The 22,205-nt window shown below is 66.5% G+C and carries 19 protein-coding genes; 11 read left to right on the top strand and 8 right to left on the bottom strand.

From position 1 onward, the window contains the following. The first annotated feature begins 108 nt into the window (after positions 1-108). Positions 109-1,575, top strand: a complete 1,467-nt coding sequence (locus GH2_RS04195; protein ID WP_066163529.1) for an aldehyde dehydrogenase — start codon at positions 109-111, stop codon at positions 1,573-1,575. A 25-nt stretch (positions 1,576-1,600) separates the two neighbouring features. Further along, positions 1,601-2,629: a zinc-dependent alcohol dehydrogenase family protein gene (locus GH2_RS04190; RefSeq protein WP_066163528.1), complete on the top strand. Its 1,029-nt coding sequence runs from the start codon at positions 1,601-1,603 to the stop codon at positions 2,627-2,629. 433 nt (positions 2,630-3,062) lie between these two features. Here the strand turns inward: GH2_RS04190 and GH2_RS04185 are convergent, their stop codons facing one another. Then, positions 3,063-3,818 (bottom strand): enoyl-CoA hydratase/isomerase family protein, encoded by a 756-nt coding sequence (locus tag GH2_RS04185; protein ID WP_084247300.1) that lies wholly within the window; start codon positions 3,816-3,818, stop codon positions 3,063-3,065. 205 nt (positions 3,819-4,023) lie between these two features. Here GH2_RS04185 and GH2_RS04180 point away from each other — a divergent pair, with 205 nt between their 5' ends. From GH2_RS04180 to GH2_RS04170, 3 genes are read left to right on the top strand one after another with little or no spacing between them, the layout of a single operon-like run. Further along, positions 4,024-6,063 carry a CoA transferase gene (locus tag GH2_RS04180; RefSeq protein ID WP_066163526.1) on the top strand — a complete coding sequence of 680 codons (2,040 nt, stop codon included), beginning with the start codon at positions 4,024-4,026 and terminating at the stop codon, positions 6,061-6,063. Then, entirely contained in the window at positions 6,056-6,844 is a 789-nt protein-coding gene (locus GH2_RS04175) for an enoyl-CoA hydratase/isomerase family protein (RefSeq protein WP_157085999.1), read from the top strand. Before GH2_RS04180 ends, GH2_RS04175 begins: the two co-directional genes overlap by 8 nt. A gap of 31 nt (positions 6,845-6,875) precedes the next feature. Beyond that, the gene (locus GH2_RS04170) at positions 6,876-8,261 is read left to right on the top strand and encodes an MFS transporter (RefSeq protein WP_157085998.1); all 1,386 of its coding nucleotides are present in this window, start codon (positions 6,876-6,878) and stop codon (positions 8,259-8,261) included. Between the two features lie 123 nt (positions 8,262-8,384). On the opposite strand, the gene GH2_RS04165 is transcribed toward GH2_RS04170, so the two are convergent. Continuing rightward, positions 8,385-9,224, bottom strand: coding sequence for an enoyl-CoA hydratase-related protein (locus GH2_RS04165; protein WP_169802419.1), 840 nt, complete (start codon positions 9,222-9,224; stop codon positions 8,385-8,387). Positions 9,225-9,272: 48 nt separating this feature from the next. Next, positions 9,273-9,866 carry a nuclear transport factor 2 family protein gene (locus tag GH2_RS04160; protein ID WP_066163520.1) on the bottom strand — a complete coding sequence of 198 codons (594 nt, stop codon included), beginning with the start codon at positions 9,864-9,866 and terminating at the stop codon, positions 9,273-9,275. A 296-nt stretch (positions 9,867-10,162) separates the two neighbouring features. Here GH2_RS04160 and GH2_RS04155 point away from each other — a divergent pair, with 296 nt between their 5' ends. Beyond that, on the top strand, positions 10,163-11,632 hold the full coding sequence (locus GH2_RS04155) for an MFS transporter (protein WP_066163519.1): 1,470 nt from the start codon (positions 10,163-10,165) through the stop codon (positions 11,630-11,632). A gap of 78 nt (positions 11,633-11,710) precedes the next feature. Here the strand turns inward: GH2_RS04155 and GH2_RS04150 are convergent, their stop codons facing one another. Beyond that, positions 11,711-12,463, bottom strand: coding sequence for an IclR family transcriptional regulator (locus GH2_RS04150; protein WP_066163516.1), 753 nt, complete (start codon positions 12,461-12,463; stop codon positions 11,711-11,713). 218 nt (positions 12,464-12,681) lie between these two features. Between GH2_RS04150 and GH2_RS04145 the strand changes: the two genes are divergently transcribed. The 5 genes from GH2_RS04145 to GH2_RS04125 all read left to right on the top strand — a co-directional run bounded on the left by GH2_RS04145 (position 12,682) and on the right by GH2_RS04125 (position 18,766). Further along, complete coding sequence (locus GH2_RS04145) at positions 12,682-13,491, top strand: SDR family NAD(P)-dependent oxidoreductase (RefSeq protein ID WP_066163515.1); 810 nt, start codon at positions 12,682-12,684, stop codon at positions 13,489-13,491. A gap of 171 nt (positions 13,492-13,662) precedes the next feature. Beyond that, positions 13,663-14,076 (top strand): PEP-utilizing enzyme, encoded by a 414-nt coding sequence (locus GH2_RS04140; RefSeq protein WP_066163513.1) that lies wholly within the window; start codon positions 13,663-13,665, stop codon positions 14,074-14,076. 23 nt (positions 14,077-14,099) lie between these two features. Next, complete coding sequence (locus GH2_RS04135) at positions 14,100-15,536, top strand: hypothetical protein (RefSeq protein WP_066163511.1); 1,437 nt, start codon at positions 14,100-14,102, stop codon at positions 15,534-15,536. A 109-nt stretch (positions 15,537-15,645) separates the two neighbouring features. After that, on the top strand, positions 15,646-16,266 hold the full coding sequence (locus GH2_RS04130; protein WP_066163508.1) for a hypothetical protein: 621 nt from the start codon (positions 15,646-15,648) through the stop codon (positions 16,264-16,266). Between the two features lie 4 nt (positions 16,267-16,270). Continuing rightward, entirely contained in the window at positions 16,271-18,766 is a 2,496-nt protein-coding gene (locus tag GH2_RS04125) for a pyruvate, phosphate dikinase (RefSeq protein WP_066163507.1), read from the top strand. 152 nt (positions 18,767-18,918) lie between these two features. Here GH2_RS04125 and GH2_RS04120 read toward each other — a convergent pair whose 3' ends face one another. The 4 genes from GH2_RS04120 to GH2_RS04105 are packed head-to-tail and all read right to left on the bottom strand — an operon-like array spanning position 18,919 to position 22,051. Further along, positions 18,919-19,200 carry a BMC domain-containing protein gene (locus GH2_RS04120; protein WP_066163505.1) on the bottom strand — a complete coding sequence of 94 codons (282 nt, stop codon included), beginning with the start codon at positions 19,198-19,200 and terminating at the stop codon, positions 18,919-18,921. 56 nt (positions 19,201-19,256) lie between these two features. Then, on the bottom strand, positions 19,257-20,042 hold the full coding sequence (gene surE / locus GH2_RS04115; protein WP_066163504.1) for a 5'/3'-nucleotidase SurE: 786 nt from the start codon (positions 20,040-20,042) through the stop codon (positions 19,257-19,259). After that, complete coding sequence (locus GH2_RS04110) at positions 20,039-21,025, bottom strand: HAD family hydrolase (RefSeq protein WP_084247299.1); 987 nt, start codon at positions 21,023-21,025, stop codon at positions 20,039-20,041. The genes surE and GH2_RS04110 overlap by 4 nt, the downstream gene beginning before the upstream one ends. Before the next feature lie 15 nt (positions 21,026-21,040). Beyond that, positions 21,041-22,051, bottom strand: a complete 1,011-nt coding sequence (locus GH2_RS04105) for a DUF7064 domain-containing protein (RefSeq protein ID WP_066163502.1) — start codon at positions 22,049-22,051, stop codon at positions 21,041-21,043. Positions 22,052-22,205 lie beyond the last annotated feature (154 nt).

Below are 22,205 nucleotides of genomic sequence, written 5' to 3'. Positions count from 1 at the left end.
GGCCGGGAACTCTCCTGACACACCGAAACATCCCAACGAAATAGATTTGATACGAGCTGGTGGACTGTCACGACGTGCTGTTTCCGCCGGCCACGAGGAGGTCATGGCATGGTCTGGCAAGGCAAGTACGACAGTCTGTTCATCAACGGACAATGGGAGGATCCGAGTTCGGGCGACGTGCTCAGCGTGGTGTCACCGACGACGGAACAGGTGATCGCCACCGTTCCGTCGGGCTCGGCAGAGGATATGGATCGGGCCGTCGCGGCGGCCAGGACGGCGTTCGACGGCGGTTCGTGGTCGCGGATGAGCGTCGACGGGCGGATCGCAGTGCTGCGCGCAGCGAGCGACCTCTTCCAACAGTGTGAAGAGCTCATCGCGGAGACGGTCAGCGCGGAGATGGGCTGCCCGATCACTCTTGCGCGCACGATGCAGTCGCGTAACCCGCGGATCTTCCTCGACACGATGGTCGACGTCGCCGAGTCCTTCCCCTGGAACGCGGTTCGCCGCTCGGGGATCGGACAGGCACTGGTGACACGCAATCCAGTCGGCGTGGTGGCTGCGGTGGTGCCCTGGAACGTGCCGGTCCTGGCGACGATGATCAAGATCGTTCCGGCGCTGCTCGCCGGTTGCACCGTCGTTCTGAAGCCGTCGCCGGAGGCTCCGCTCAGCTCGTACCTGGTGGCCGAGATCTTCCAGGAAGCCGGACTGCCGGACGGTGTGCTGAACGTGGTGCCTGCCGATCGCGAGGCGAGCGAACACCTGGTCTCCCACCCGGGCGTCGACAAGGTCAGCTTCACCGGGTCGACGGCTGCCGGTCGGCGGATCGCGGCTGTGTGCGGCAACGATCTGCGCCGGGTCACGCTCGAACTCGGCGGCAAGTCGGCGGCCCTCATTCTGGACGACGCCGACATGGACCTCGTCGTGGAGAACGTCCGCAACCTCTCACTGCGCAACAGCGGTCAGACGTGCAGCAACAAGACGCGCATTCTGGTGCCGCGCGAGCGCGAGAACGATCTGCACGACCGACTGGTCGCGATGGTGGAGTCGATGCCGGTCGGCGATCCCGCGGATCCCGCGACCCAGATCGGGCCGATGGTGACGCAGGCGCACCGCCGTCGCGTGGAAGGCTACGTCGACGCGGGACGGCGTGACGGCGCCACCGTGCTGATCGGCGGCGGCCGGCCCGCAGAGCTCGGGAAGGGCTGGTACGTGGAGCCCACCATCTTCACCGATGTGCAGCAGTCGATGCAGATCGTCCAGGAGGAGATCTTCGGTCCGGTGCTCACGGTGCAGGGATACACCGACGTCGACGAGGCGATCGCCCTCGCGAACGGAACGGACTTCGGGCTCAGCGGTTCGGTCTTCTCCGTCGATGAGGAGCGCGCGGTGGGAGTCGCGCTGCGGATCCACACAGGCGCGGTAGAGGTCAACGGCGCTCCTGTCGGCTGGCGGGCGCCGGTCGGCGGCGTTCGGGCGAGCGGCATCGGCCGAGAGGCCGGTCCTGAGGGTCTCGAGGCGTACGTCGAAGCGAAATCCATCGGCATCTCGGCGGAACTCGCCGATCGACTGTCCTGAGACGGACGCTACGGAGGTTTGGCCAATGAAAGGCATCGTCTTCACCGGAGACAAGGGTGTGGAAGTCCGGGACTTCGAGGTCCCTTCTCCCGGCCCGGGCGAGGTGATCGTCAAGATCCGGGCATCGGGAATGTGCGGCAGCGATCTGCACGTGTACCGCGGGGCGGCAGTGAAGCCGTCGGCGGAGCTGTTGGTTCAGGGACATGAGCCGTGCGGAGAGATCGTGCAGGTGGGCGCCGGGGTGTCTGCCGCCACCGCGAAGGTGGGCGACCGCGTGATGATTCATCATTATTGGGGCTGCGGCACGTGCATCGACTGCCGCACGGGATGGCCGCAGATGTGTCGGACGGCGGAGCCCCGCGTTCCCACGCTGAACGAGCACGGTGCGCACGCCGAGTACATGCGGATTCCCGCGATCCAGACCATGCCGCTGCCCGACTCGCTGAGCTATGCGGCGGGAGCCGCCATCGGCTGCGGCACCGGCACCGCATGGGGCGCATTGCTGCGGCTCGGGGACATCTCGGGGAAGACCATCGCGGTGTTCGGGCAAGGACCGGTGGGGCTGTCGGCGACGATGTTCGCGGCGTCGCTGGGCGCCCGGGTGATCGCGGTCGACATCGCGCAGGGCAGGCTCGATCAGGCCCGCGCGTTCGGTGCCGACGTCGTCGTCAACTCGGCGGAGGTCGACGCGGTGGAGGCGATCCGCGCAGCGACGGCCGGACGCGGGCCCGAGCTGGTGCTCGAGACGTCCGGCGTCACCAGGGTGGCGCAGCAGGCGCTCGATGTGGCTGCACCGTGGGGGCGGATCTGCTTCATCGGAATCGGCGCGGACATCGCCTTCAACACCAAGGACACGCTGCGGCGGCAGCTGACGATCGTCACGTCGTGGACGATGTCGACTGTCGAGCAGATGCGCTGCGCCGAGTACGTGGACCGGATGAAACTGCCTGTCGAAGACCTGTTCTCGCATCGTTGGACGCTGGACCAAGCAGTCGAGGCGTATGAGTGGTTCGATCGGCAGGACGCCGGTAAGGGCGTCTTCGAGGCGGTCTAGTGCAGGACACTGAATGATCGATTCCCGGTGATGGTCGTCCCCACGTCGGTCGAGTGCTGCCTGCGAGCGGAGCGAGCACCCATCTGATGAGACCGTCGTGAGTTCCGCCGGCATCAAGGGGGTCTGCGCTGCCATCGTGTGGTGATCCCAGCGGTGCTCCGACGGATCGTGAGCCGCGGCCCCCTCCCGTGGCGGGACGCGGTGGTCATCGGCGAGGCCTCGTCCGACTGATCCCGGCTGAGAACTGCACGCTCAGGCGCCTCCGACGGAATATTGCCGTCGGAGGGCGCTGAGCAAGCAGTTCTCAGCACCATGGGACAGTAGTCGGCGGCGCACGGCCGCAGATCTCGATCGAGCCTCGCGCTCGCTGCGCTTGCAGGCGCGGGACGTGACCGACCCGAGGAGTGACGGCCCACCGGGAATCAGTCGTCTCTCAGGCCTTCGGCTGCCAGGTGGCGCCGGTGACGTCGAGTCCGGCGCGTATTGCGGCGGCGAAGGGCAGCTCCGTGACCCGGTAGAAGAGGCTCTTGGTGGTCTGGAGTGCCTGGGCATCCGATGTCGCCCACGTCGTCGCGATCGCGAGAGCCGTTCGGCGGAGGTCGGCGTTGTCGACGACGCTGTTGACGAGTCCGTGATCGAGGGCTTCGGCCGCGGTGAGCCGGCGACCGGTGGTGAGCATCTCGAAGGCGAGCTTTCGCCCCAGCAGATGGACCGGATGTGCCATGACCAGGGCCGGCGCTACCCCGTCGGTGATCTCGGGATACCCGAGCGAGAAGTCGGTGCCGACGACGGTCATGTCCGCGGCGAGGGCGAGTGCGGCGCCGGCCCCGAGTGCGGCGCCGTGCACGGCGCTGACGACGGGTACCCGCAAGTCCGGGATCGATTGCAGGACGTCGGCGACCACGGTGGCGCGGTTGAGCATGGCCGCCCGCGGCGTTGCATGCGAGTCGAACTCTTTGAGATCGCCGCCTGCACAGAAGTGCGCGCCGTTCCCGGCGATCACGAGGGCTCGCACGGCGTGGTCGTCGTTGATCGCTGCGAGCTGCTCGCGCAGGGTCGCCGCGAGCGCAGTGTCCAGCGCGTTTCGGCTGCGCGGGCGGTTGAGGATCAGCACGCGGACGACGCCGCCGTAGACAGCGGCGTCCTCGACGATCAAATCGGGTGTGGTGGTCGGGTTCTCAACGGGCATCGTCGCGCTCCTTCAGAAAGCCTCGGTCAGTGGGTGGGCTGCGAGAATCCAAGAAAACGTATGGCATTCGGAACGACCGTACGTTATTCTGAATCTAGTGATTCACACTATTCCGCCTCGCACGGGTGATCAACCCCCGGTCCGACCACCTTCTCCGGTCGATTGCCGCGGCTGAAGCGGAACGAACTTCGAAAGGACGATTCCCGTGACACTGGCATCCGATGTGAAGGTCCGGCAAGCGCCTCGGTCGGCGCCGAACGACGTCGACTGGCTGAAGGGCACCCGCGTCCTGACGATCGGCGACAGCACCGTCGCCTCGGTCGCGGCGAGGGTTCTCCGACAGCTCGGCGCCGACGTGGTCCGCGGTGAGGACGCCCGGCAGGCGAGCGCGTACGACGTGGTCCTCGTCGACCGAGTGACCCGGCGGACCGGTCTGAACGGGGTCGACACCGCCGCCGACGACTATCTCCGGAACGTCGCTGAGGCGAACACCGCCGTGTGGGTGTCGGTGAGCGCCTACGGACTCACCACTGACCGACGCGACGCCGTCGCCAGCGAGTTCAGCCTCCTGGCGGCAGGCGGAATCCTGGGACACTCGCGGATCGGCGACGAATGGGCGCCGACGGTTCCGGTGGGCTCGATCGGACTCAAGCTCGTCGGCTACGTCGCGGCAGTCAGTGCGCTCCACGCACTGCACGTCCGGCGGGCGGGCGGCGGTCCACTGCATGTCGACCTGTCTGCGCAGCAGGCCGTGGTGGCCACCGGCCTCTCCCTCGAAATGGCTCACGCGCTCTCGGACTGCCCGGACGAGGGCGGAAGCGCGCGGTACGGCGCCCCGTCGGGATTCTTCGACTGCCTCGACGGACGCATCTACGTCCTCGTCCTGGAGCAGCACCAGTGGTGGGCGTTCCAAGGCGCGTTGCAGCCCAGGCTCGACGAGGTCGCCACGCTCAGCGAAGCTCGGGACAACGCCGACTTCGTCAACGCGCAGCTCGCCGAGTGGGCGGCCACCCGCACCGCGGAGGAGTGCGAGCAGATTCTGCAGGGGCAGGGAGTGCCGTGCACCGTCGTCAACACCCTCACTTCGCTGGAAGAACGGACACGTCGGGGCGGGCGCGAGCTCGATCTCACCAGTCCGACTGCGCCGCCGCTGCCGGCCGCGCTGACCGTCGAGGACGGTGCACCGGATAGTGCGTCGGCGGCTGTCGCACTGTCGGACCTGCGCGTGCTGGATGCGGGGAACGTCCTCGCCGTGCCGCTCGGGGCCGCGTGGCTCGGCGCCATGGGCGCCCAGGTGATCAAGCTCGAGGATCCGGATCGTCTCGACATCTATCGTCGACGAGGTCCGTTCGCGCAGGGCGTCGAGGGGCTCAACCGGAGCGCGTACTTCAACCAGCTCAATTTCAACAAGACGACCCTCGATCTGCCGCGCATCGACGGCAAGCCCGCGCTGGACTACACCGGGTTCGACGTCGTGATGAAGAACGTGACGCCCAGGCGTGCGAAGTCCATCGGCATCGACACCGACAGCGTGTTCGCAGGGACGGGTTCACAGGTTCTGGCGATCTCGTCGAGCGGATTCGGCGGCACCGGACCGTTCGCCGGGTACCGGGCTTACGGACACAACATCCACGCGTTCTCCGGCATGGTGGCGGCGACCCGCGACGCCAAGGGCGAGATGGGCGACATGGGAACCCCCTGGGCCGATCCGCTGACCAGCGTCTGTGTGGCGGCCTGGACGCTTGCCTGGGCACTGACCGACTCGCGGCCCACCCACGTCGGCGTCGACATCTCGATGGCCGAACTCACCGCGGCACAGCTCGCGGATCTGAAGGATCTCGATGCGGACGAGATCTACCGTGCGCGTGAGGTCGGCGGCGACTTCTTCTTCCGCAACGGAGCACAACTGATGGCGGTGAGCCTGTCCACCGAGGACGAGGTCCGCGACTTCGAGAGCATCGTCGGGCGAGAACTCCCGCAGCTCACGGTCCTCGGCGAGCTGGTCGACCTCGGCGGCGCCGTCGATCCGGTGCTGGACCAGCGACTGTTGGCCGCAGGCATCGCGGCATCGGTGGTCTACACGGCGCACGACCTCGCCGCCGACCCCTACCTGCAGGGGACCGGGCTGTTCCAGACGGTGGAGAGTGCGGCGCTCGGACGCCACCGCTTGACCGGCCTGCCGTGGCAGTTCGTGGGGACGGACCGATTCGGCCTGAGCGCGGCGCCAGAGCGTGCCGATGTCTGAGGGCGACTCACCGGTGGATGATCGGGTGACCGTCGACGTCCAATCGGTCGACGACGGCCGGGTGGCGGTCGTGACGTTCGGGCACGGCCGCAACAACTACCTGACTTTCGATCTCGTCGATGAACTCGCGTCGACGTTCGAACGCGTCGCTGCGCAGGGAAGCCGCGCGATTGTTCTCCGGTCGCAGGGACGGCATTTCTGCGCCGGCGCGAAATTCACCGGAAGCCGGGAGAAGAACACGACGGCACCGCATGTGTTCGACGTGGTGCCTCGACTCTTCCAGCAGCCGTTGCCGATGATCGCCGTGGTGCAGGGAGCCGCAATCGGCGCGGGACTGGGCCTGGCGCTGGCCGCGGACTTCCGGGTCGCCGCGCCCGAGACGTACTTCCTCGCCAACTTCAATCGGCTGGGCATCAGCCCCGGCTTCGGACTGTCGGTCACTCTTCCACGCCTCGTCGGCGGTCAGTTCAGTGCCGACATGTTCTACAGCGCACGACGAGTCGGCGGAGAGGAGGCGGTGACGCGAGGTCTCGCCGACCGACTCGTCGAGCCGGACGCGCAACTGGCGACGGCGATCGAGTGGGCGACACAGATCGCGACCTCGTCACCCGTCGCCGTGCAGACGACCCGACGATCGCTGCGAGCCGACGTGAACGACGCCATCGCCTCAATTCTCCACGGCGAGCGCGAGCTGCAGGATCCGATGCTCGCGAGTCCGGACTTCGCCGAGGGCGTCGCGGCCTGGCGAGACAAGCGGCGTCCGCAGTTCTCGGGCGACTGATGCCACGCAGGTCGATCACGCAGGAGTCAGTGTGCGAACTCGGTTAGTGCTCCTCACCGGCCTGCTCGGGTCGTTCATCATCACGCTGGACGTGATGATCGTCGGTGTCTCGCTGCCCTCGATCGAGGCGGACCTCGGTGCCGGTGCGACGGGTCTCCAGTGGGTCGTCGACGCCTACACCCTCGCCTTCGCGGCTCTTCTCATGGCGGCGGGCGGCGTCACCGATCGCATCGGGGCCAAGAAGGCCTACGCGATCGGGGTCGCCGTCTTCACGGTGGCCTCGGTCGTCTGCGGCGTGGCGCCAGAGATCGAGATACTGATCGGCGCACGTCTGCTGCAGGGCGCGGGAGCCGCCTTGATGATGCCTGCGTCGGTCACTCTGATCAGCACCGGTTTCCGTGATCCCGCCGAGCGGGCTCGCGCGATCGGGGTCTGGGCGGTCGGCGGGTCCATCGGCGCCGCGGCCGGACCCATCGTCGGTGGAGCGATGAGCGCCGTCAGCTGGCGTGCGGTGTTCCTGATGAACATTCCGATCGGGATCATCATTCTGGTACTGCTCATCGGTGTCGGGCGATCGCCCACGAATGCCGTCAAACTCAGTGCCGCCGGCCATCTGGCGATCTTCATCGCGCTGGGGGCGGCCACTTTCGTCGCCATCGAGGGCGGCGTACACGGCTTCACGTCGGGTTCTGTCGTCGTCGCTGCGGCGGCCGGTCTCGCGGCGATCATCGCCTTCGTCGCGCTGCAGAAGTGGGGTTCGCGCCCGGTGCTGCCCCGGAAGATTCTGCGGTCGAGGAACGTCATCCTCACCTCGCTCGTCGGGTTCGCTGCGATCGGCACTCTCTTCGGCATGGTCTTCCTGTTCAGCCTCTACCTGCAGCAGGCGCGCGGACTGTCATCGTTCGAAGCGGGCCTGGTCTTCATGCCGATGGCCGTGACGGCGGTCGGAGCGAACATCGTCTCGGTCCGGCTGGCCGAGCGGTGGGGACCGAGAAGCCCGGTGATCCTGGGCATGCTCGTGTCGGCTGTCGGACTCGCGCTCCTCGCGTTCGCGCCGAGTGACGCTCCGCCCTGGTGGTTGGCGATCGTCATGGTGCCCGCGGGCATGGCCGGGCCGCTGGCGATGCCGTCCGCGATCGGCCTCCTGGTGAACAGCGTGTCGCACGAGAACTCGGGAACCGCCACGGCGCTCTTCAATGCGATCCGCCAATTCGGCGGCGCGACGGCGGTGGCGGTCTTCGGCGCCCTGATCGCCGGCGATCTCGGCATGGAGTCCGGCATGCGGATCGGTCTGATCCTCGGGGTGCTCTGCGTCGTCGCGGCCGGGGTGGCGGCACTGTATCTGAAACCTCCCGTCGACGTCGTCCTCGTTTCCGGTCCGACGCCGAGCGCAGAGAGTGACCCCGTGGCGAACTGAACTCGCGCACCATCGCAGCGGGCGCGAGATGGCAGCGACACCGAGATGGCAGCGACAACACCATGACAACGACAAAAGGCGGGGCGTAGGAATCAACCTACGCCCCGCCTCGTTCTGCAGGTGTCAGATCACGTCGAGGACCCGGCCGGTGCGGAACGGGGCGTCGCGCTCGGTCAACGCCGCCTTCATCCCGTTCTCGACGACGTTGTCCCAGAACTCCACCACCGGGTCGGTGGCGTGTGACAGCGCATCGAGCTCTGCCGCGCGGGCCACCGTCGAGCGGTAGCCTGCGTTGTCCCACGCCGTGTTGAGCGCATGCTTCGTCACCGCGGTCAGTTCATGGGGCACCTGGGCGATGCGTTGCGCGACGGCGAGCACCTTCTCGGCGAGAACATCTGATTCGTACGCGCCGGTCACCAGACCCAGGTCGGCCGCTTCGTCGCCGCGGATGGTGTCGCCGGTCAACGCCAGGAGCTTCGCCCGCTGCGGACCGAGCAGCCACGACCACAGCGGCAACAACAGTGTGATGCCGACGCCGCGGACATTGGGGACGCCGAGCGCCGCGTCGTTCGCGGCGAACGCCAGGTCGCTGGCGAGCATCAGGTCGGTGCCGCCGGCGAGGCAGTAGCCGCGGATCTCGGTGATCGTGACGACCGGAGAGTCGCGGAACGCGCTCATGAAGTCGGTGACCTCGACGAGTCGTGCGCGGTCCTCGACGGCGGTCTTGGGCCGCATGACGCCGGGATCGAGCTTGTACCCGGAGCTGAACGCGCGGTCGTCGCCGCTCAGGATCAGCACGGTGGCGCCGTTCTCGCGTGCCGTGGCTTGCGCGTTCAAGATCGCGGTGCGCATGGCGCCGGACAGTGCATTGAGATCTGCCGGTGAATTGAGGGTGGCGCGCCAGACGTGCTCGGCGACCTCCTCAAGCAGGACGAGATCGGTGGAATCAGTTGCGGGTGCCATGGTCATGGCTCCTTTCCTTACGCGTGAGCGCGCAGTCGGTGGGGTGGGTCAGGCGTCGTTGCCAGGGATGGCGAGGGGCGAGAACCAGAGGTCGCCCTCGTCCCGGCGCGAGTTGTCCATCGCGTCCGTCAAGGGGAAGTAGTGCTCGTTCGGTTCTCGTCGCACCCACTCGAAAGCGACGTCACGGCGGAGGATGCGCCAGCCGACGCCGGGGCGTTCCTGCAGGGTGTCGATGTAGCGGACGGCGACGGTTCTGCGGAGGACGTCGTCGGTCCCGACCGAGCTGAAGAACGTGTCGGCTTTCGTGGAGGCCACGGTCTTGTTGCTCAGGCAGTAGCTCTCGGCGCGCGCGAAGCCCGGATGCGTAGCGGACAGTTTGATCGTCACATTGGAGAGGACGTGCATGCTCGAGACGACGTGCTCGTGGTTGGTGCGCAACCAGTCCACGAATCCGGTCGGCCCGCCGACGTACTGGCCGTGTGATTCGTACGCGTCCTCGTGGTAACAACTCAGTACCTGGTCCCAGTCGCGTCGGTCGACTCCCTGGCAATACGCGACGAGCACCGCATTGATCTGCGCGAGGGCGAGCAGGTCGTCGACCGTCTCCGGTTCACGCCACTCACCGGCTCCTGGCTTCGTCATTTAAGCAACCTCCTATGGCCATAAATAGGTATGTGCATTCACTATAGTGAACGAGAATATGAATGGCCAGACGTTTGACGCTGCGATCATCGCCCGGTTCGGCCGGCCGTCACTAGGCGGTTCGGCGACGGAGGGGGAACTCGGTCGTCTGCGTGACCCGTCACGAATTCTTGTCGAGTGAGACTCTTGACACACTGTTACGTACAGAATATCGTAGGCTCGTACGTAATCAAGAACACTGGTGGTTGGCTTCAGTAAGGCGCACCATGGTTCGCAGAACGACTTAAGGAGGCGGCATGACCTTGTCGCAATCGCAGGCAGGTGATCCGGAGTCTCAGTCTCACGGTGCCACCCAGGTGACGGTGATGAGCAAGCGCGCTGTCGTCAGCGGAACGCTCGGTTCGGCGCTCGAGTACTTCGACTTCACCGTCTATGGCCTCTTGGCCGCCACGTTGTTCCCCAAACTGTTCTTCCACGACCTCGGGCCGTCGGCAGGCCTGCTCGCGTCGTTCGCAACGTTCGGTGCGGGATTCCTTGCCAGGCCGCTGGGTGCGATCGTGTTCGGTCACCTCGGCGACAAGTACGGCCGTCGCCCGGTGCTTCACCTGACTCTGCTTCTCATGGGTGTCTCATCGGTGGTCATCGGCCTGCTGCCGACGGGTCAGGGAATCGTCATCGCCTCCATTCTTGTGGGGCTCAGATTCCTTCAGGGATTCTCGTTGGGCGGCGAGGCCACGGGCAGTCAGCTGATGGTCATGGAGCACGCTCCGTCCAACCGTCGCGGATTCTTCGGGTCCATCCCGTCGTCGGGTTCGCCGATCAGCCAGGTCTGCGCCAATCTTCTCCTGGTTCTGTTGACGTCGGTTCTCACCGAACAGCAGTGGGAGTCGTGGGGTTGGCGACTGCCCTTCCTGATGAGCATCGCCATCGTGGCGGTTGCCGCGGTGGTGCGAATGAAGCTCGACGAGACGCCGGTGTTCACCGTCGTGAAGGACGACGTGCAGCAGGCGGGCGCCATCGAACGCGATTCCGGGCTCGGAGTCGTGGCGGCCTTCCCGAAGACGGTCTTCCTGCTCACGCTCGCCTGGGGCGGCGTGCTGTCGACCTTCTACCTCGTGACCGTGTACGGACTGAGTCTGATGAAGTCCGAGGGCGGCATGCAGAGCAACACCGCTTTCCTCATCCTGGTCGTCGGTTCGGCTCTCGCGGTCCCCGCGTGCCTTTTCGGTGGATGGATCTCCGACCGCGTCGGGCGTCGTAAGACGATTCTGACGGCACTCGCCGGCTGCGCGATCGGTATGGGCGCGTTCTTCTCGTTCATGCATTTCGGCTCGGTGCCGCTGGTCGGGCTCGCGGTGATCATCGCCATGTGCTCGACGCAGCTCGCCGGTGGTCCGTATGCGGCGTTCTACGCTGAGCAGTTCCCGACCAAGTACCGCTTCTCCGGTTCGGCCATCTCGATCACCTTCTCGAACCTGGTCTTCTCGGCGCCGGCGCCGTTCGTGGCGACCGCCCTGGCCGATTCGTTCGGCATCTACGCCGTCATGGCGCTGACGCTGGTGATCATCGCGCTGTCGGCCTTCGTGATCACGAGGCTGCGCGAAGGCGGCGGCATCGATCTCGAAGAGATCGGCGACACGGCTGCCGGGTCGGTCGACCAAGCGGAGTCGGGGGCGGTCCAGAGCCCGACGACGAGCGATTTCGAAGAGATGGATCGCACGATCCCCGCACAGTCGCGGCCGGAACAGAAGCTGTTGACCGACTGATCGTCTCCCGACGACTCAGGGCGATTCCACGACGCACGTCGTGGAATCGCCCTGAAGTCTGTCTGCGGTGTGCCGGTATCAGTTCGGGGGCGACAGTTCCTGGGCGACGCGTTGGACGGACAGTGCGATCTCATCGATGCGGTCGGCGATCCGCGACGCGGGGCCCGCGACACCGATCGCCAGGGTCACGTCCGATCCGCCGGTGACGATCGGACACGCGACGCCGTAGAGGTCCGCGTCGGCTTCGCCCTTGTTGACGGCGAAGCCGGAGGTACGGATCGTTTCCAGCTCCGCACGGATCTGCTCCTGTTCGGTCTCGTCCGCGTGCTTTCTGCGCAGATAGGAGTTCCGGCGCTGCTCGCTCATGTGGGCGAGGAACACTTTCCCGTAACTGTTGGGCCAGAGCGGGCGGCGGACATGGAGCGGCGGGGTGGCGCGAATCATCTGCTGCGGCTCGATGATGTCGATGTTGATCACGGTGTCGCCGGCCAGCGTGGCCAGGATCGCGGTCTCCTTCGAGATCTCGACCAGTTCCTCGAGTGCATGGTGAAACGCCGCCGGGACCTCCTGGCCGCTGAAGGCCAGCATCGCCACGGCGGGACCCTGGAAATACCGACCCTGGTGCTCCCGGAGGTAGCCGGTGGCGACCAGACCTCGGGCGAGGCCGTGGATCGACGACTTGGGGGCGTCGAGCATCTCCGGCAGGTCGGCCAGCCGAAGTCCGGAGGGTTCGTTGGCGATGACGAGTTCCAGGATCGTCATCACGCGGCTGACGGTCCGATGTTCGTTCGATGCGGGTGCGGGCTTGGCCTCGCGGGTGTTCACTGACATTCAGCATCCTTCGTGTCCGGTCGCGGCTCGGCCGGGACTGTCCTCAGTTACGAACGAGCGTAGTCGGTTTACGCATCGCTGTCTCAAATGACGTACGCATGTTCGCGAGTCGGTCGAAAAATCTACCAATTCACGTACGCATATACGGTAATATGTACGCACGTGGTTCATCTGGTCTGATGGACCGTTTGGAAGTCGACCGGCATGGAGGATGAGCAATGACGAGGTTGCAGGACAAAGTCGCGATAGTGATCGGTGCGGGACAGAGTCCGGGCCCGACGATCGGCAACGGTCGTGCGACGGCGTTGCGATTCTTGCAGGAGGGGGCGGCCGTGATGGCGGTCGACCGCAATGCGGATGCTGCTCGGGAGACCGTCGAGATGGCGAACGACTCGGCGCGGGCCGACGGCGCATACTTCGCCGCCGACGTCACCGATGCCAAGTCGCTTCGGGCGGCCGTCGACGAGACGATGCGACGATGGGGGCGGGTGGACATCCTTCACTACAACGTCGGCGTCAATGTGTTGGGCAACGATCAGCCGCTCGAGAGCCTGACCGAAGACATCTTCGACTCCGTCAATGCGATCAACCTGCGCGGGGCCATCATGGCGGCGCAGGCCGTCGAACCGATCATGCGGGCGCAGCGGTCCGGGGTCGTCGTGAACGTGTCGTCGATGTCGGCCATCGAGACCACCACCCCGTATGTCACGTACCGGACCAGCAAGGCGGGGATGATCGCCTTCAGTCAGCAGTTCGCGGTGCGCAACGCCGAGTATGGGATTCGGTGCAACGCGATCCTGCCTGGACGGATCGAGACCGCGGTCGCCGTGGACGCGCGCGCCGAACGCAGTGGCCGATCGCGGGAGGAGATCGCATCGGAGCGGGCTGCGCGGATTCCGCTCGCGGGCCACACGCCGACCGGGTGGGACATCGCGAACGCTGCGCTGTTCCTGGCCTCGGACGAGGCAGCGTTCATCACCGGTGTCAGTCTGCCCGTCGACGGCGGCTCGCTCGTCACGATCGGGTGAGTGGGCCGGTCTCGCCGACTGATTCTCACGGCGTGCGGACGCTGCATCACCTGTTATCCGTCACGGATAGTTGAGGCCGGGCATCTCTGTCCTGCGGAGAAGTGAGCTGACACATACCCTTGGGGCATTGTGAGCTACGGAACATCACTGTCCGTTTCTGGAAGGAACACCATGCAGGTAGTTGCGGAGGGCTTCAATGCCTTCGAAACGTCGAAGACTCCGGTCGGCGAGGTCAAGTATCTCGAAACTCCTCAGGACGTCATCGATATCGTGAGTTCGGGTCAGCTGGCTGATCACATCCTCCTCGTACGAGGCGGGACCACCACATTCCTCACTCCGGCGCTGAGCATGGGCGCGCTCGGCATCGTCACGATGTCCGGCGCACCCGAATCCCACCTGGGGATCCTCTCGCGAGAGTTTCAAACGCCGTGCGTCATGACGGCGTATTTGACCGACAGTGACTCTCGCTATGAGGTCGGTGGCGCCGACGAGGCCCACTTCGACGAGATGATCGAAGCCCTGGTCGGCAAGAAGGTGCAGCTGGTCTGCGACGACCCCGAGACCGGCCGCGTCGTCCTGGTCTGAACTGGAACAGGAGACGAATCACCATGAGCAGCAACACCGAAGCCGTCGCAGCAGCCACCTACAAGCAGCGTTACCAGCCGGACGACAACGGACTCCGCTTCCAGGACTTGACCTTCGAAGGGAACTTCGTCGGTCTGGAGCCGGTCGCCGATGGAATCCTGGGCGACCGAATGATGCGGGAGCGCGCGAAGTCCGGCGTGCTGGAGCGGGTCTCGAAGGACGAGGTCCTCAAGGACCAGTTCACGATCGACGAGCTCAACGACCTGAACAACTACCTGGCGTGGAACATCTGGGACACGCTCGTCATGCGCGCCACCGAGGGCGCATCGGGAATGATCCCGCGCCAGGAGTACGAGATCCTGGCGTTCATGCACGAGTTCTACCGCTGGCCGGAGTTCCTCCGGTTGGCGACCGATGAAGTCGGCGCGCAGGGCGTCATGGACATCGGCGCCTCGGCGCGGCGCGAGATCGGCACCAAGGTCAACGCCGTCCACGACTGGGCGATCGGCGCGGTCGGATTCGGCATGGGGCGCTGTGCGCTGCTGGCGCTGGAAGCGATCGGCCCCGACGACTATGTGGAAGAGTCCAACACGATGCTCAAGTTCATGCAGCGTGTGCTGTGGGGCAAGCGGCAGGACGGCTACATTCTCAACTCGCAGGACAACTTCCGCTGCAACATCCACGATGCGGACTTCCTCGCCACGCTCACCGGACAGTTGTCGCCGCTGGAGGAGGGCAGCCCGGACTACCAGGGCTTCACCCGCTTCAACGCGGCGGCCGAACTGCTGGCCTTCCTGCAGCACTTCGACAACCGGCTCGGCTTGGGCGACACCGGACCGTACGAGCTGCCCAACGGGAACGTTCTGATCCTCCGCGACCTCTTCGTCAACGAGCCGATCTTCCACTGGGCCGACGTCTGCGAGGACGCGGGTCTGCCGTACTCGTACACGGTCGCCCTCGAGATCGACCCGAACGGGATGGGGCTGCAGGAGATCCGCGTCAACGACATCTCCACCACGTTCACGCGACCCAAGAACTACCTGCCGCACATCGTCGGTGGCGCCGTCTTCGCGCGTGAGAAGTTCGATACGCCCATGGAGCAGTTGCGATCGCTGAGCTTCGCCGAACTCGCCGGAGAGGTGCCGAAGGTGCAGGAGGCGACGATGAAGCTGTACCGCAAGATCTCGCGGATGCCTCGACGCGACCTGATCTGGTCGGGGCAGTACGTGTACTACATCGACATGATCGCGCCGCACCTGCGCAAGGCCGGCGTGTACGAGAAGGCGTGCCGCGACTACGACATGTGGGAGGTGGACCAGCGCGTCGCCAACTACTACTACGACATCAATAAGCGCGGGTTCGCGCAGGAAGTGGTGCCGCAGCGCATCTTCTCCGGCAAGGGGTACCTGCCGTTCGGTGAGGGCGCCGATCTTCGCGCGTCCAAGTATCGCTGGACCTGACCCGTCCGAACTCCTCGACGACGTCGTGACTCGGCGGTGGTCGGTGCGTGGCTCCACCACGGCACCGACCACCGCTGAGTCGTCCCAGCAATTCGCAAGGAAAACACACATGCAGTACACCGCACTCGACAAGACTCTCTACGAGGCCCTCAACGCCGTCGCCCTGAAGAAGATGGCCACCGTGACCGGTGTCGTGGACACCACCACGCTTGACGCCGGTGTCGCGCAGAGCGCGCTCGACGCGCTCGCCGAACGCAACCTCATCGCCCGGGTCGGCGAGAACGCGCTGCCGACCGATGCCTGCGCCGACGCGCTCACCGCATCGGCCGCGGAGGTCTATGCGGCCGTCCGCACCGATCCCGCAGTCCAGACCGTCGCGAGCAAGTTCGAGGATGTGAATGCTCGCTTCCTCAAGACCATGTCGGCCTGGCAGCAGATCGACGTCGGCGGCCGGAAGATCGTCAACGATCACTCCGATCCGGACTACGACAACAAGATGATCGCGCAGATCGATCGGCTGGTCTCCCGGCTGTCGAATCTGCTCGAGATCCTGGGCGACCGCGACCCGCGATTCCTCATCTACATCGACCGCTTCCGCGACTCTCTCGCAAAGGTCGACGGCGGCGACATCGCCTTCGTGTCCGATCCCACGCGGGACTCCGTGCACAACATCTGGTTCGAGTTCCACGAAGACCTGCTCCGCACCCTCGGCCTCAAGCGGAAGGAATGACGAGATGAGCAATGCGACCGTCCCCGCATATCAATTCACCCGCGCCTTCGATCAACCCGGGGACGTCCAGCTCGACGAGGTCGGCGGCAAGGGGTTCGGCCTCATCGAGATGACGCGGGCCGGACTCCGCGTGCCGCCCGGTTTCGTGATCTCCACTGCGGCCTGCCACCGCTATCTGAACGTCGGATCGGTTCCGGAAGACCTCACTCACGAGATCGATGCACGACTGCGTGCGGTGGAAGAAGCGACGGAGAAGACGTTCGGCGCCGGCCCGATGCCGCTGCTGCTCTCGGTCCGCTCCGGTGCGCCGGTCTCGATGCCGGGCATGATGGACACGGTGCTCAACCTCGGGCTCAACCGCGACGCGGCCGTGGCGTTGGCGGAGGCGACGGGGTCGACCACGTTCATGGCCGACGTCGTCTTCCGCTTCCACGGCATGTACGCCGAGACCGTTCTGGGCGCGTTCGACGTACCCGAGCGCGACGAGTTCCTCGAATTGCTCGGCTCGCTGCCGGACGGCGCCGATCCGGGACAGGTGTACGACGCCGTGTGGGGGTTCTGCGCGGACCGGCTCGCCGACGAGTGCGACGACGTCGTGCCGACCGATCCGCACGACCAACTGGTCGGTGCGGTGGAGGCGGTGTTCCGATCCTGGAACACCCGGCGCGCGATCACCTACCGCAATCTTCACGGAATCGCACACGACATGGGCACGGCGGTCGTGGTGCAGACGATGGTGTTCGGCAACCTCGACGCCGACAGCGGGTCGGGTGTGGTGTTCACCCGCAACCCGGTGACCGGCGAGCCGGGCATGTTCGGCGAGTACCTCGAAGCCAGCCAGGGCGAGGACGTGGTGTCGGGAACGTTCACGCCCGACCCCGTCTCGACGATGGCGGAGAACGCGCCCGACGCCTACCGCGATCTGGTGCAGACCTGCGCGGACCTGGAACGACTGCGGCGTGACATGCTCGACATCGAGTTCACCGTCGAGCGGGGAAAGCTCTACATGCTGCAGTTCCGCAGCGCCAAACGAACCGCGCGGGCCGCGATCCGCATCGCCGCCGACATGCGCGACGAAGGCATCGTCGACGATGCGACCGCGCTCGCGTCGGTCTCGCTGAACCACATCCGTGACGTCCAGCGGCCCGGCTTCGATCCGACCCAACTGTCCGACGCGCGCTCGGCCGGCCGGGTGATCACCGTCGGAGTCGGCGCGTCGCCCGGCCAAGTCGTCGGCACGCTGGCCTTCGATTCGGATGCGGCCGAGGACGCGGCGAAAGCCGGTGCACCGGTGATCCTGGCACGTCCGGTGACCAGCCCGACCGATCTGCACGGAATGATCGCGGCGAAGGGCATCGTCACGGCCACGGGCGGCTCCACCTCGCATGCCGCCGTCGTCGCGCGAGCGCTCGGCACCACCTGCATCGTCGGATGCGCCGAGTTGGTGATCGACCCGGCGACCGGCGTGATGTCGGTCGGGGACCGCCAGTGGCGCGCTGGCGACACCGTCAGTCTCGACGGCTCGACCGGCGAGGTCATCGAGGGCTCCCTCGATCTGGTCGACGGTGCCTCCGGCCAGGGCGACGGACTCGATCGCCTGCTGGCGATGACCGCTACGAGCACCGCCGATCTGGCCGTGCTCGGACGGGCGCACACCGCAGCGCAGGTCGGCGACATCTTCCGGCGCGGAGGGACCGGGTTGGTGACCGCGGTCGACGACGTCCTGGTCACATCCGGGCACTTCAGTGCTATCGTGGCGAGCCTGGACCAGGGCAATGACCTGTCGTCGGTGGCGATCGAACTCGAGAACGCGGTGGCGGAGGCGTTCGCGCCGCTGCTGTCGCATCCCGAGGTCACCGCCATCGACATCCGCGGGCTCGACTTCCATTCCGACGACGTGGCCGAACTCCTCTCGGGCGCCGGGCTCTTCGCGCTGCACCCACAGATCGCGATGCCGTTGGGCGCTCCGGAACTGGTGGCCGCGCAGCTGCGCGGGCTGACGCGGGCGTCGTCGGACCGACAGATCGACGTGTGCTTCGTGAGTCCGCGGACCAGCGGTGTCGCTGAGGCTGCCGCGCTGGCGAAGCTTCGCGACGACCTCGGCGTGCCGATCAAGGTGGGCTGCTACGTGACCAACACACAGGGATTGTTGAACCTGCCAGAGATGGTGGCGCAGGTGGATCGCGTGTGGCTGGAACTGCACCGGCTGCAGGCGGAGACCTACGGGATTCCGACGCGGCACCTCCTCGCGGCCGAACCGCTCGACAGCTACGTCCGCGACAAGCTGATCGACATCGACCCGCGCACGCAGCTCAGCGATCACGTCGAGCGACTGCTCGACCAGGTCATCGGCCGGCTGAGCACCCCCGACGATCTCTGGGTGAGGCTGTCCGGGCAGGTCTCGGATCAGACGATGGCGACGTTGCGGGCCAAGGGTCTCACCCAGTTCGCCGTGGCGGTCGACGAGATCCGCCCGACGCGGCTCGCCGCCTCGAGGTAAGCGCGAGCGCACCGACTCCGGTCGGCGCATCCGTGGATGGATGCGCCGACCGGTTTCCATGTGGACAGCCCGCTGCCGTACACGCACAGACCCGCACAGACGAGGAGTGCCCCTGCCGGTTCGGCAGGGGCACTCCTCGTGCGGGTCGTGGATCAGGTCGGGAACGATTCGGCGATGATCGTCTCGGCTTCCGAGTGCGGGCGGGGGATGACGTGCGCGGCGCAGAGCTCACCGACGCGCTGGACGGCGGCGACACCGGCGTCGACCGCAGCCTGCACCGCGCCGACGTCGCCGTGGACCAGGACGGTGACCTGACCGTTCCGGAGTGCACGACAACCGTCGAGCGTCACGTTGGCCGCCTTGACCATCGCATCGCCGGCCTCCAAGGCTCCGACGAGTCCGCGGCATTCGATCATTCCTACTGCGCCTGCCATGACGCCTCCTTGATGTTGTGGGGTCTTCGAGTCGAGATCAGCGGCCGCCGTGCGTGCTACGGCTGGTCCGGCGGCTGTTGCGCCCATTCGACGCGGCGGTCGCCGACCAGACTCAGTCGGGAGACGGTGGGGTGCCCTGCGCCGACCAGCGCGATGTCGGTGCCGGAGCCGCGAGAGATCTCCGGCGAGATCATGTCGATCCCCGCGGCGTCGGTGACGGCGGCGATGAACGGCACCAGCGTCGGGACGCAGCCGTCGAGCCGCCACTCGGCGTGCACCAGGGGCTTCTCGAGATGAGGAACGTTCGGGACGTTGATGTTGTACGCGGTCCCGGGGCTCGATGCGACGAGGTGGTCGAGGACATCGGCGACCACGCTCACCGCGGTGTGCCAGGAGCGTTCCGCACTGTCGGGTTGATCGTCGAGGTACAGGGAGACCGCGACGCCGACGGCGCCGTGGGCCGCACCGACCAGCGCGGCGCCCGCCGTGCCGGAATGGAGAACAGCGGCGCCGAGATTCGAGGCGTCGTTGATCCCCGAGAGCACCACGTCGGGCACCGGACCGAGCTGCCCGGTCATCGCCAGCAGTGCGATGAGCCCGGGCTGGGCGGCGACGGCGATGACCTCGGTGCGCAGGCCGTCGACCCGCCGCCGATCGACCACCGGGTGGACCTCGGGAGAGAAGCCGAGGCCGGACGAGGCGCCGCTGGACTGACGGTGCGGCGCGGCGACGAGGACGTCGTGGCCCGCGTTCGCCGCCGTCACCGCGAGCGCGATCAGCCCGGGGCTGTCGACGCCGTCGTCGTTGGTCACGAGGATCCGGCGGCGGGGCGCGGCGCTCATCGCATCGTCCTGCCGATGGCTGCGAGGAGTCGATCGTCGACGCGGGCGGTGACCGGCGGGGGAACACGATTCAGTGCACGTGCCGAGACGGCGAGTGCCGGGGTGGCGAGTGCCGAGGTCGTGACGGCCGATGCGGCGGAGGTGGCAGCGAACTTCGCCGCCGTTCGACGCCGGCGGTCGTGCCGGACCTCGGCGGCGGAGCGCGAGGCCTCCCGGACCGAGGCGGAGGGCGGGTCGGCGTGCCGAGTGGCACACGAGCCGCCGCACGCGGGTTCGGCGTCGGAGTAGAGGTAGGCGAGCAACTCCTGCGGCCAGATCGCGACGAACTCGGCGCCCGCTGCGATGAGCTGCTCCTCGGTGTGCATTCCCCACGCCACGCCGACGGCCCGGATCCCCGCCGACACGGCGGCTTCCACGTCGCCGACGGTGTCGGTGATGAGCACCACGTCGCGGGGGCCGGTCTCGCCGCCGACGTCGCTCGCGGAATCGCTCGGCTCGTCATAGTAGGCCCGGCACATGCGCCCGGACCCGGTGGCGGCGTCGGCCAGGAACCGGGCGATCCCGATCGTCTTGTCCGGTTCCACGTCGCCGCCGAAGACGTGGGCGAAGCAGTACTCGAGCCGATTCTGCCGCAGGATGCGGCGGACCACCGCGGTGGTGTTCGACGACAGCACCGCGAGTTTGGAGTGCGGCACCATCGCCGTCACGACGTCGTTGAGTCCCGGCACCATGGTCGGCGAGTAGTGCTCGTTCAACGCCTGCATGAACTCGGCGGTGACGACGTCGGCCGTCGCCGGATCGCCGCACGCTCGGCGCAGCGATCCGAAGAAGTTGTGGGCGAAGAGCTCGTAGAACTGTTCCGCGGTGTCGATGCCCAACTGATGGCGGGAATTGATGGGGGAGAAGACCTTCCATGAGGACTCTCGAGTCTGCACCAGGGTGCCGTCGAGATCGAAGATCACAGCCTTGGGTGGTGAGCACATGGTGGTTCCTCCGCGTCAACGCCGCGCGTGGCCGCTGTAGATCCGGGTCACGTCCTGGGGACCGATGAAGTCCATCGTCTCGCCCCACCCGCTGGCCTTGTCACCGCCGTACTGCCATTCGAGCAGCACGTTGTAGCCGACGGTGCCGGGGCCGGCCTGCCAGGGGAACGCGGTGCGACCGAGGCCGGTGAGTCGATGGCTCTTGCCGCGACTGTCGGTGACCTCGAGTTCGATGGCGTGGGGGTAGAAGCCGCGGTTGCGGATGCTGCGGCCCTCCGCATGCGACAGACCGTACAACTGGCCGTTCTCCAGCACGTAGCCGTGTTCCAAGGCCAACGGCGTCACCGCGTCGAGGCCCAGCTCCGGGTCGAAATCGAAGATGCCGTGGATGGCGAAGTCGTCTGAGAAGTGTGCGTGCAGCCAGCTCATGGTGTGCCCCTGGTGCTCGGTGCGCAGCCCCCAGCTGTGGTCCATGGTCGACACGCAGTCGATGACGTACTTCTTGCCGCGGAGATGGAGTTCGCCTTCGAACTTTCCGGTCTGGTCGAAGTGCCCGGCGTAGGCCTCGCCCCAGGCGAAGGTGTCGTCGGCCGAGGCATTGGCCAACGCCGCGGCGACCATCGGGTCCTGCTCCGGGTCATGGATGTCGAACGCGTCGGCCAGCGCGGTGTACCGGAACGAGAGGCTGACGCCGTCGCCGTTGTCGTACGACACATCCCACACCTTGTTCGGCACCACGGAGGTCACCGACAATCCGTTGGCGAGGGAGTAGTCGCGGAGGTTGTACGGCTTCGGGATGGCCAGGTGATGCTGCGCATCCCAGTACTCGGCCTGCCAGGGCGCCTCCACGAACTTCGAGTTGATCGAGATCGTCGAGATCACGACGCCGACGTTGGGCCGGAACAGCGCGTACACGCCGACGTTCATGTTCGCCTCGGGGATGTAGAAGCCGAAGTAGTTGGTCTCGGCCCACGTCGGGGAGTCGCTCGTCGGGGTGTGGAAGTCGGCGTCGTGGTCGTGGATCATGATGGCTCCTCATTCGTCGGGGACAGGTGTCCGTCTGCTTAGCGTGCCTGTTCTCGGGATGGTCATCACCTCCTTTGGGGACAACGACGTGCCGTGGTTTTGTCTTGCAGTGATAGGGAGTACGGCACTGCGCCGGTCTTAACTGTGGATGCGG

It is taken from the genome of Gordonia hydrophobica NBRC 16057 (assembly GCF_001592365.1).
Taxonomy (GTDB): Bacteria; Actinomycetota; Actinomycetes; order Mycobacteriales; family Mycobacteriaceae; genus Gordonia; species Gordonia hydrophobica.
This window is presented reverse-complemented; position numbering and strand designations above follow the sequence as displayed.

Excerpts from the sequence above, each read along its gene's own strand:
- GH2_RS04155 (WP_066163519.1), top strand. The coding sequence starts at position 10,163 with ATGACCTTGTCGCAATCGCAGGCAGGTGATCCGGAGTCTCAGTCTCAC.
- GH2_RS04110 (WP_084247299.1), bottom strand. The coding sequence starts at position 21,025 with ATGTGCTCACCACCCAAGGCTGTGATCTTCGATCTCGACGGCACCCTG.
- GH2_RS04165 (WP_169802419.1), bottom strand. The coding sequence starts at position 9,224 with ATGGCACCCGCAACTGATTCCACCGATCTCGTCCTGCTTGAGGAGGTC.
- GH2_RS04105 (WP_066163502.1), bottom strand. The coding sequence starts at position 22,051 with ATGATCCACGACCACGACGCCGACTTCCACACCCCGACGAGCGACTCC.
- GH2_RS04130 (WP_066163508.1), top strand. The coding sequence starts at position 15,646 with ATGCAGTACACCGCACTCGACAAGACTCTCTACGAGGCCCTCAACGCC.
- GH2_RS04120 (WP_066163505.1), bottom strand. The coding sequence starts at position 19,200 with ATGGCAGGCGCAGTAGGAATGATCGAATGCCGCGGACTCGTCGGAGCC.
- GH2_RS04190 (WP_066163528.1), top strand. The coding sequence starts at position 1,601 with ATGAAAGGCATCGTCTTCACCGGAGACAAGGGTGTGGAAGTCCGGGAC.
- GH2_RS04160 (WP_066163520.1), bottom strand. The coding sequence starts at position 9,866 with ATGACGAAGCCAGGAGCCGGTGAGTGGCGTGAACCGGAGACGGTCGAC.
- surE (WP_066163504.1), bottom strand. The coding sequence starts at position 20,042 with ATGAGCGCCGCGCCCCGCCGCCGGATCCTCGTGACCAACGACGACGGC.
- GH2_RS04175 (WP_157085999.1), top strand. The coding sequence starts at position 6,056 with ATGTCTGAGGGCGACTCACCGGTGGATGATCGGGTGACCGTCGACGTC.
- GH2_RS04140 (WP_066163513.1), top strand. The coding sequence starts at position 13,663 with ATGCAGGTAGTTGCGGAGGGCTTCAATGCCTTCGAAACGTCGAAGACT.
- GH2_RS04195 (WP_066163529.1), top strand. The coding sequence starts at position 109 with ATGGTCTGGCAAGGCAAGTACGACAGTCTGTTCATCAACGGACAATGG.
- GH2_RS04145 (WP_066163515.1), top strand. The coding sequence starts at position 12,682 with ATGACGAGGTTGCAGGACAAAGTCGCGATAGTGATCGGTGCGGGACAG.
- GH2_RS04185 (WP_084247300.1), bottom strand. The coding sequence starts at position 3,818 with ATGCCCGTTGAGAACCCGACCACCACACCCGATTTGATCGTCGAGGAC.
- GH2_RS04135 (WP_066163511.1), top strand. The coding sequence starts at position 14,100 with ATGAGCAGCAACACCGAAGCCGTCGCAGCAGCCACCTACAAGCAGCGT.
- GH2_RS04150 (WP_066163516.1), bottom strand. The coding sequence starts at position 12,463 with ATGTCAGTGAACACCCGCGAGGCCAAGCCCGCACCCGCATCGAACGAA.
- GH2_RS04125 (WP_066163507.1), top strand. The coding sequence starts at position 16,271 with ATGAGCAATGCGACCGTCCCCGCATATCAATTCACCCGCGCCTTCGAT.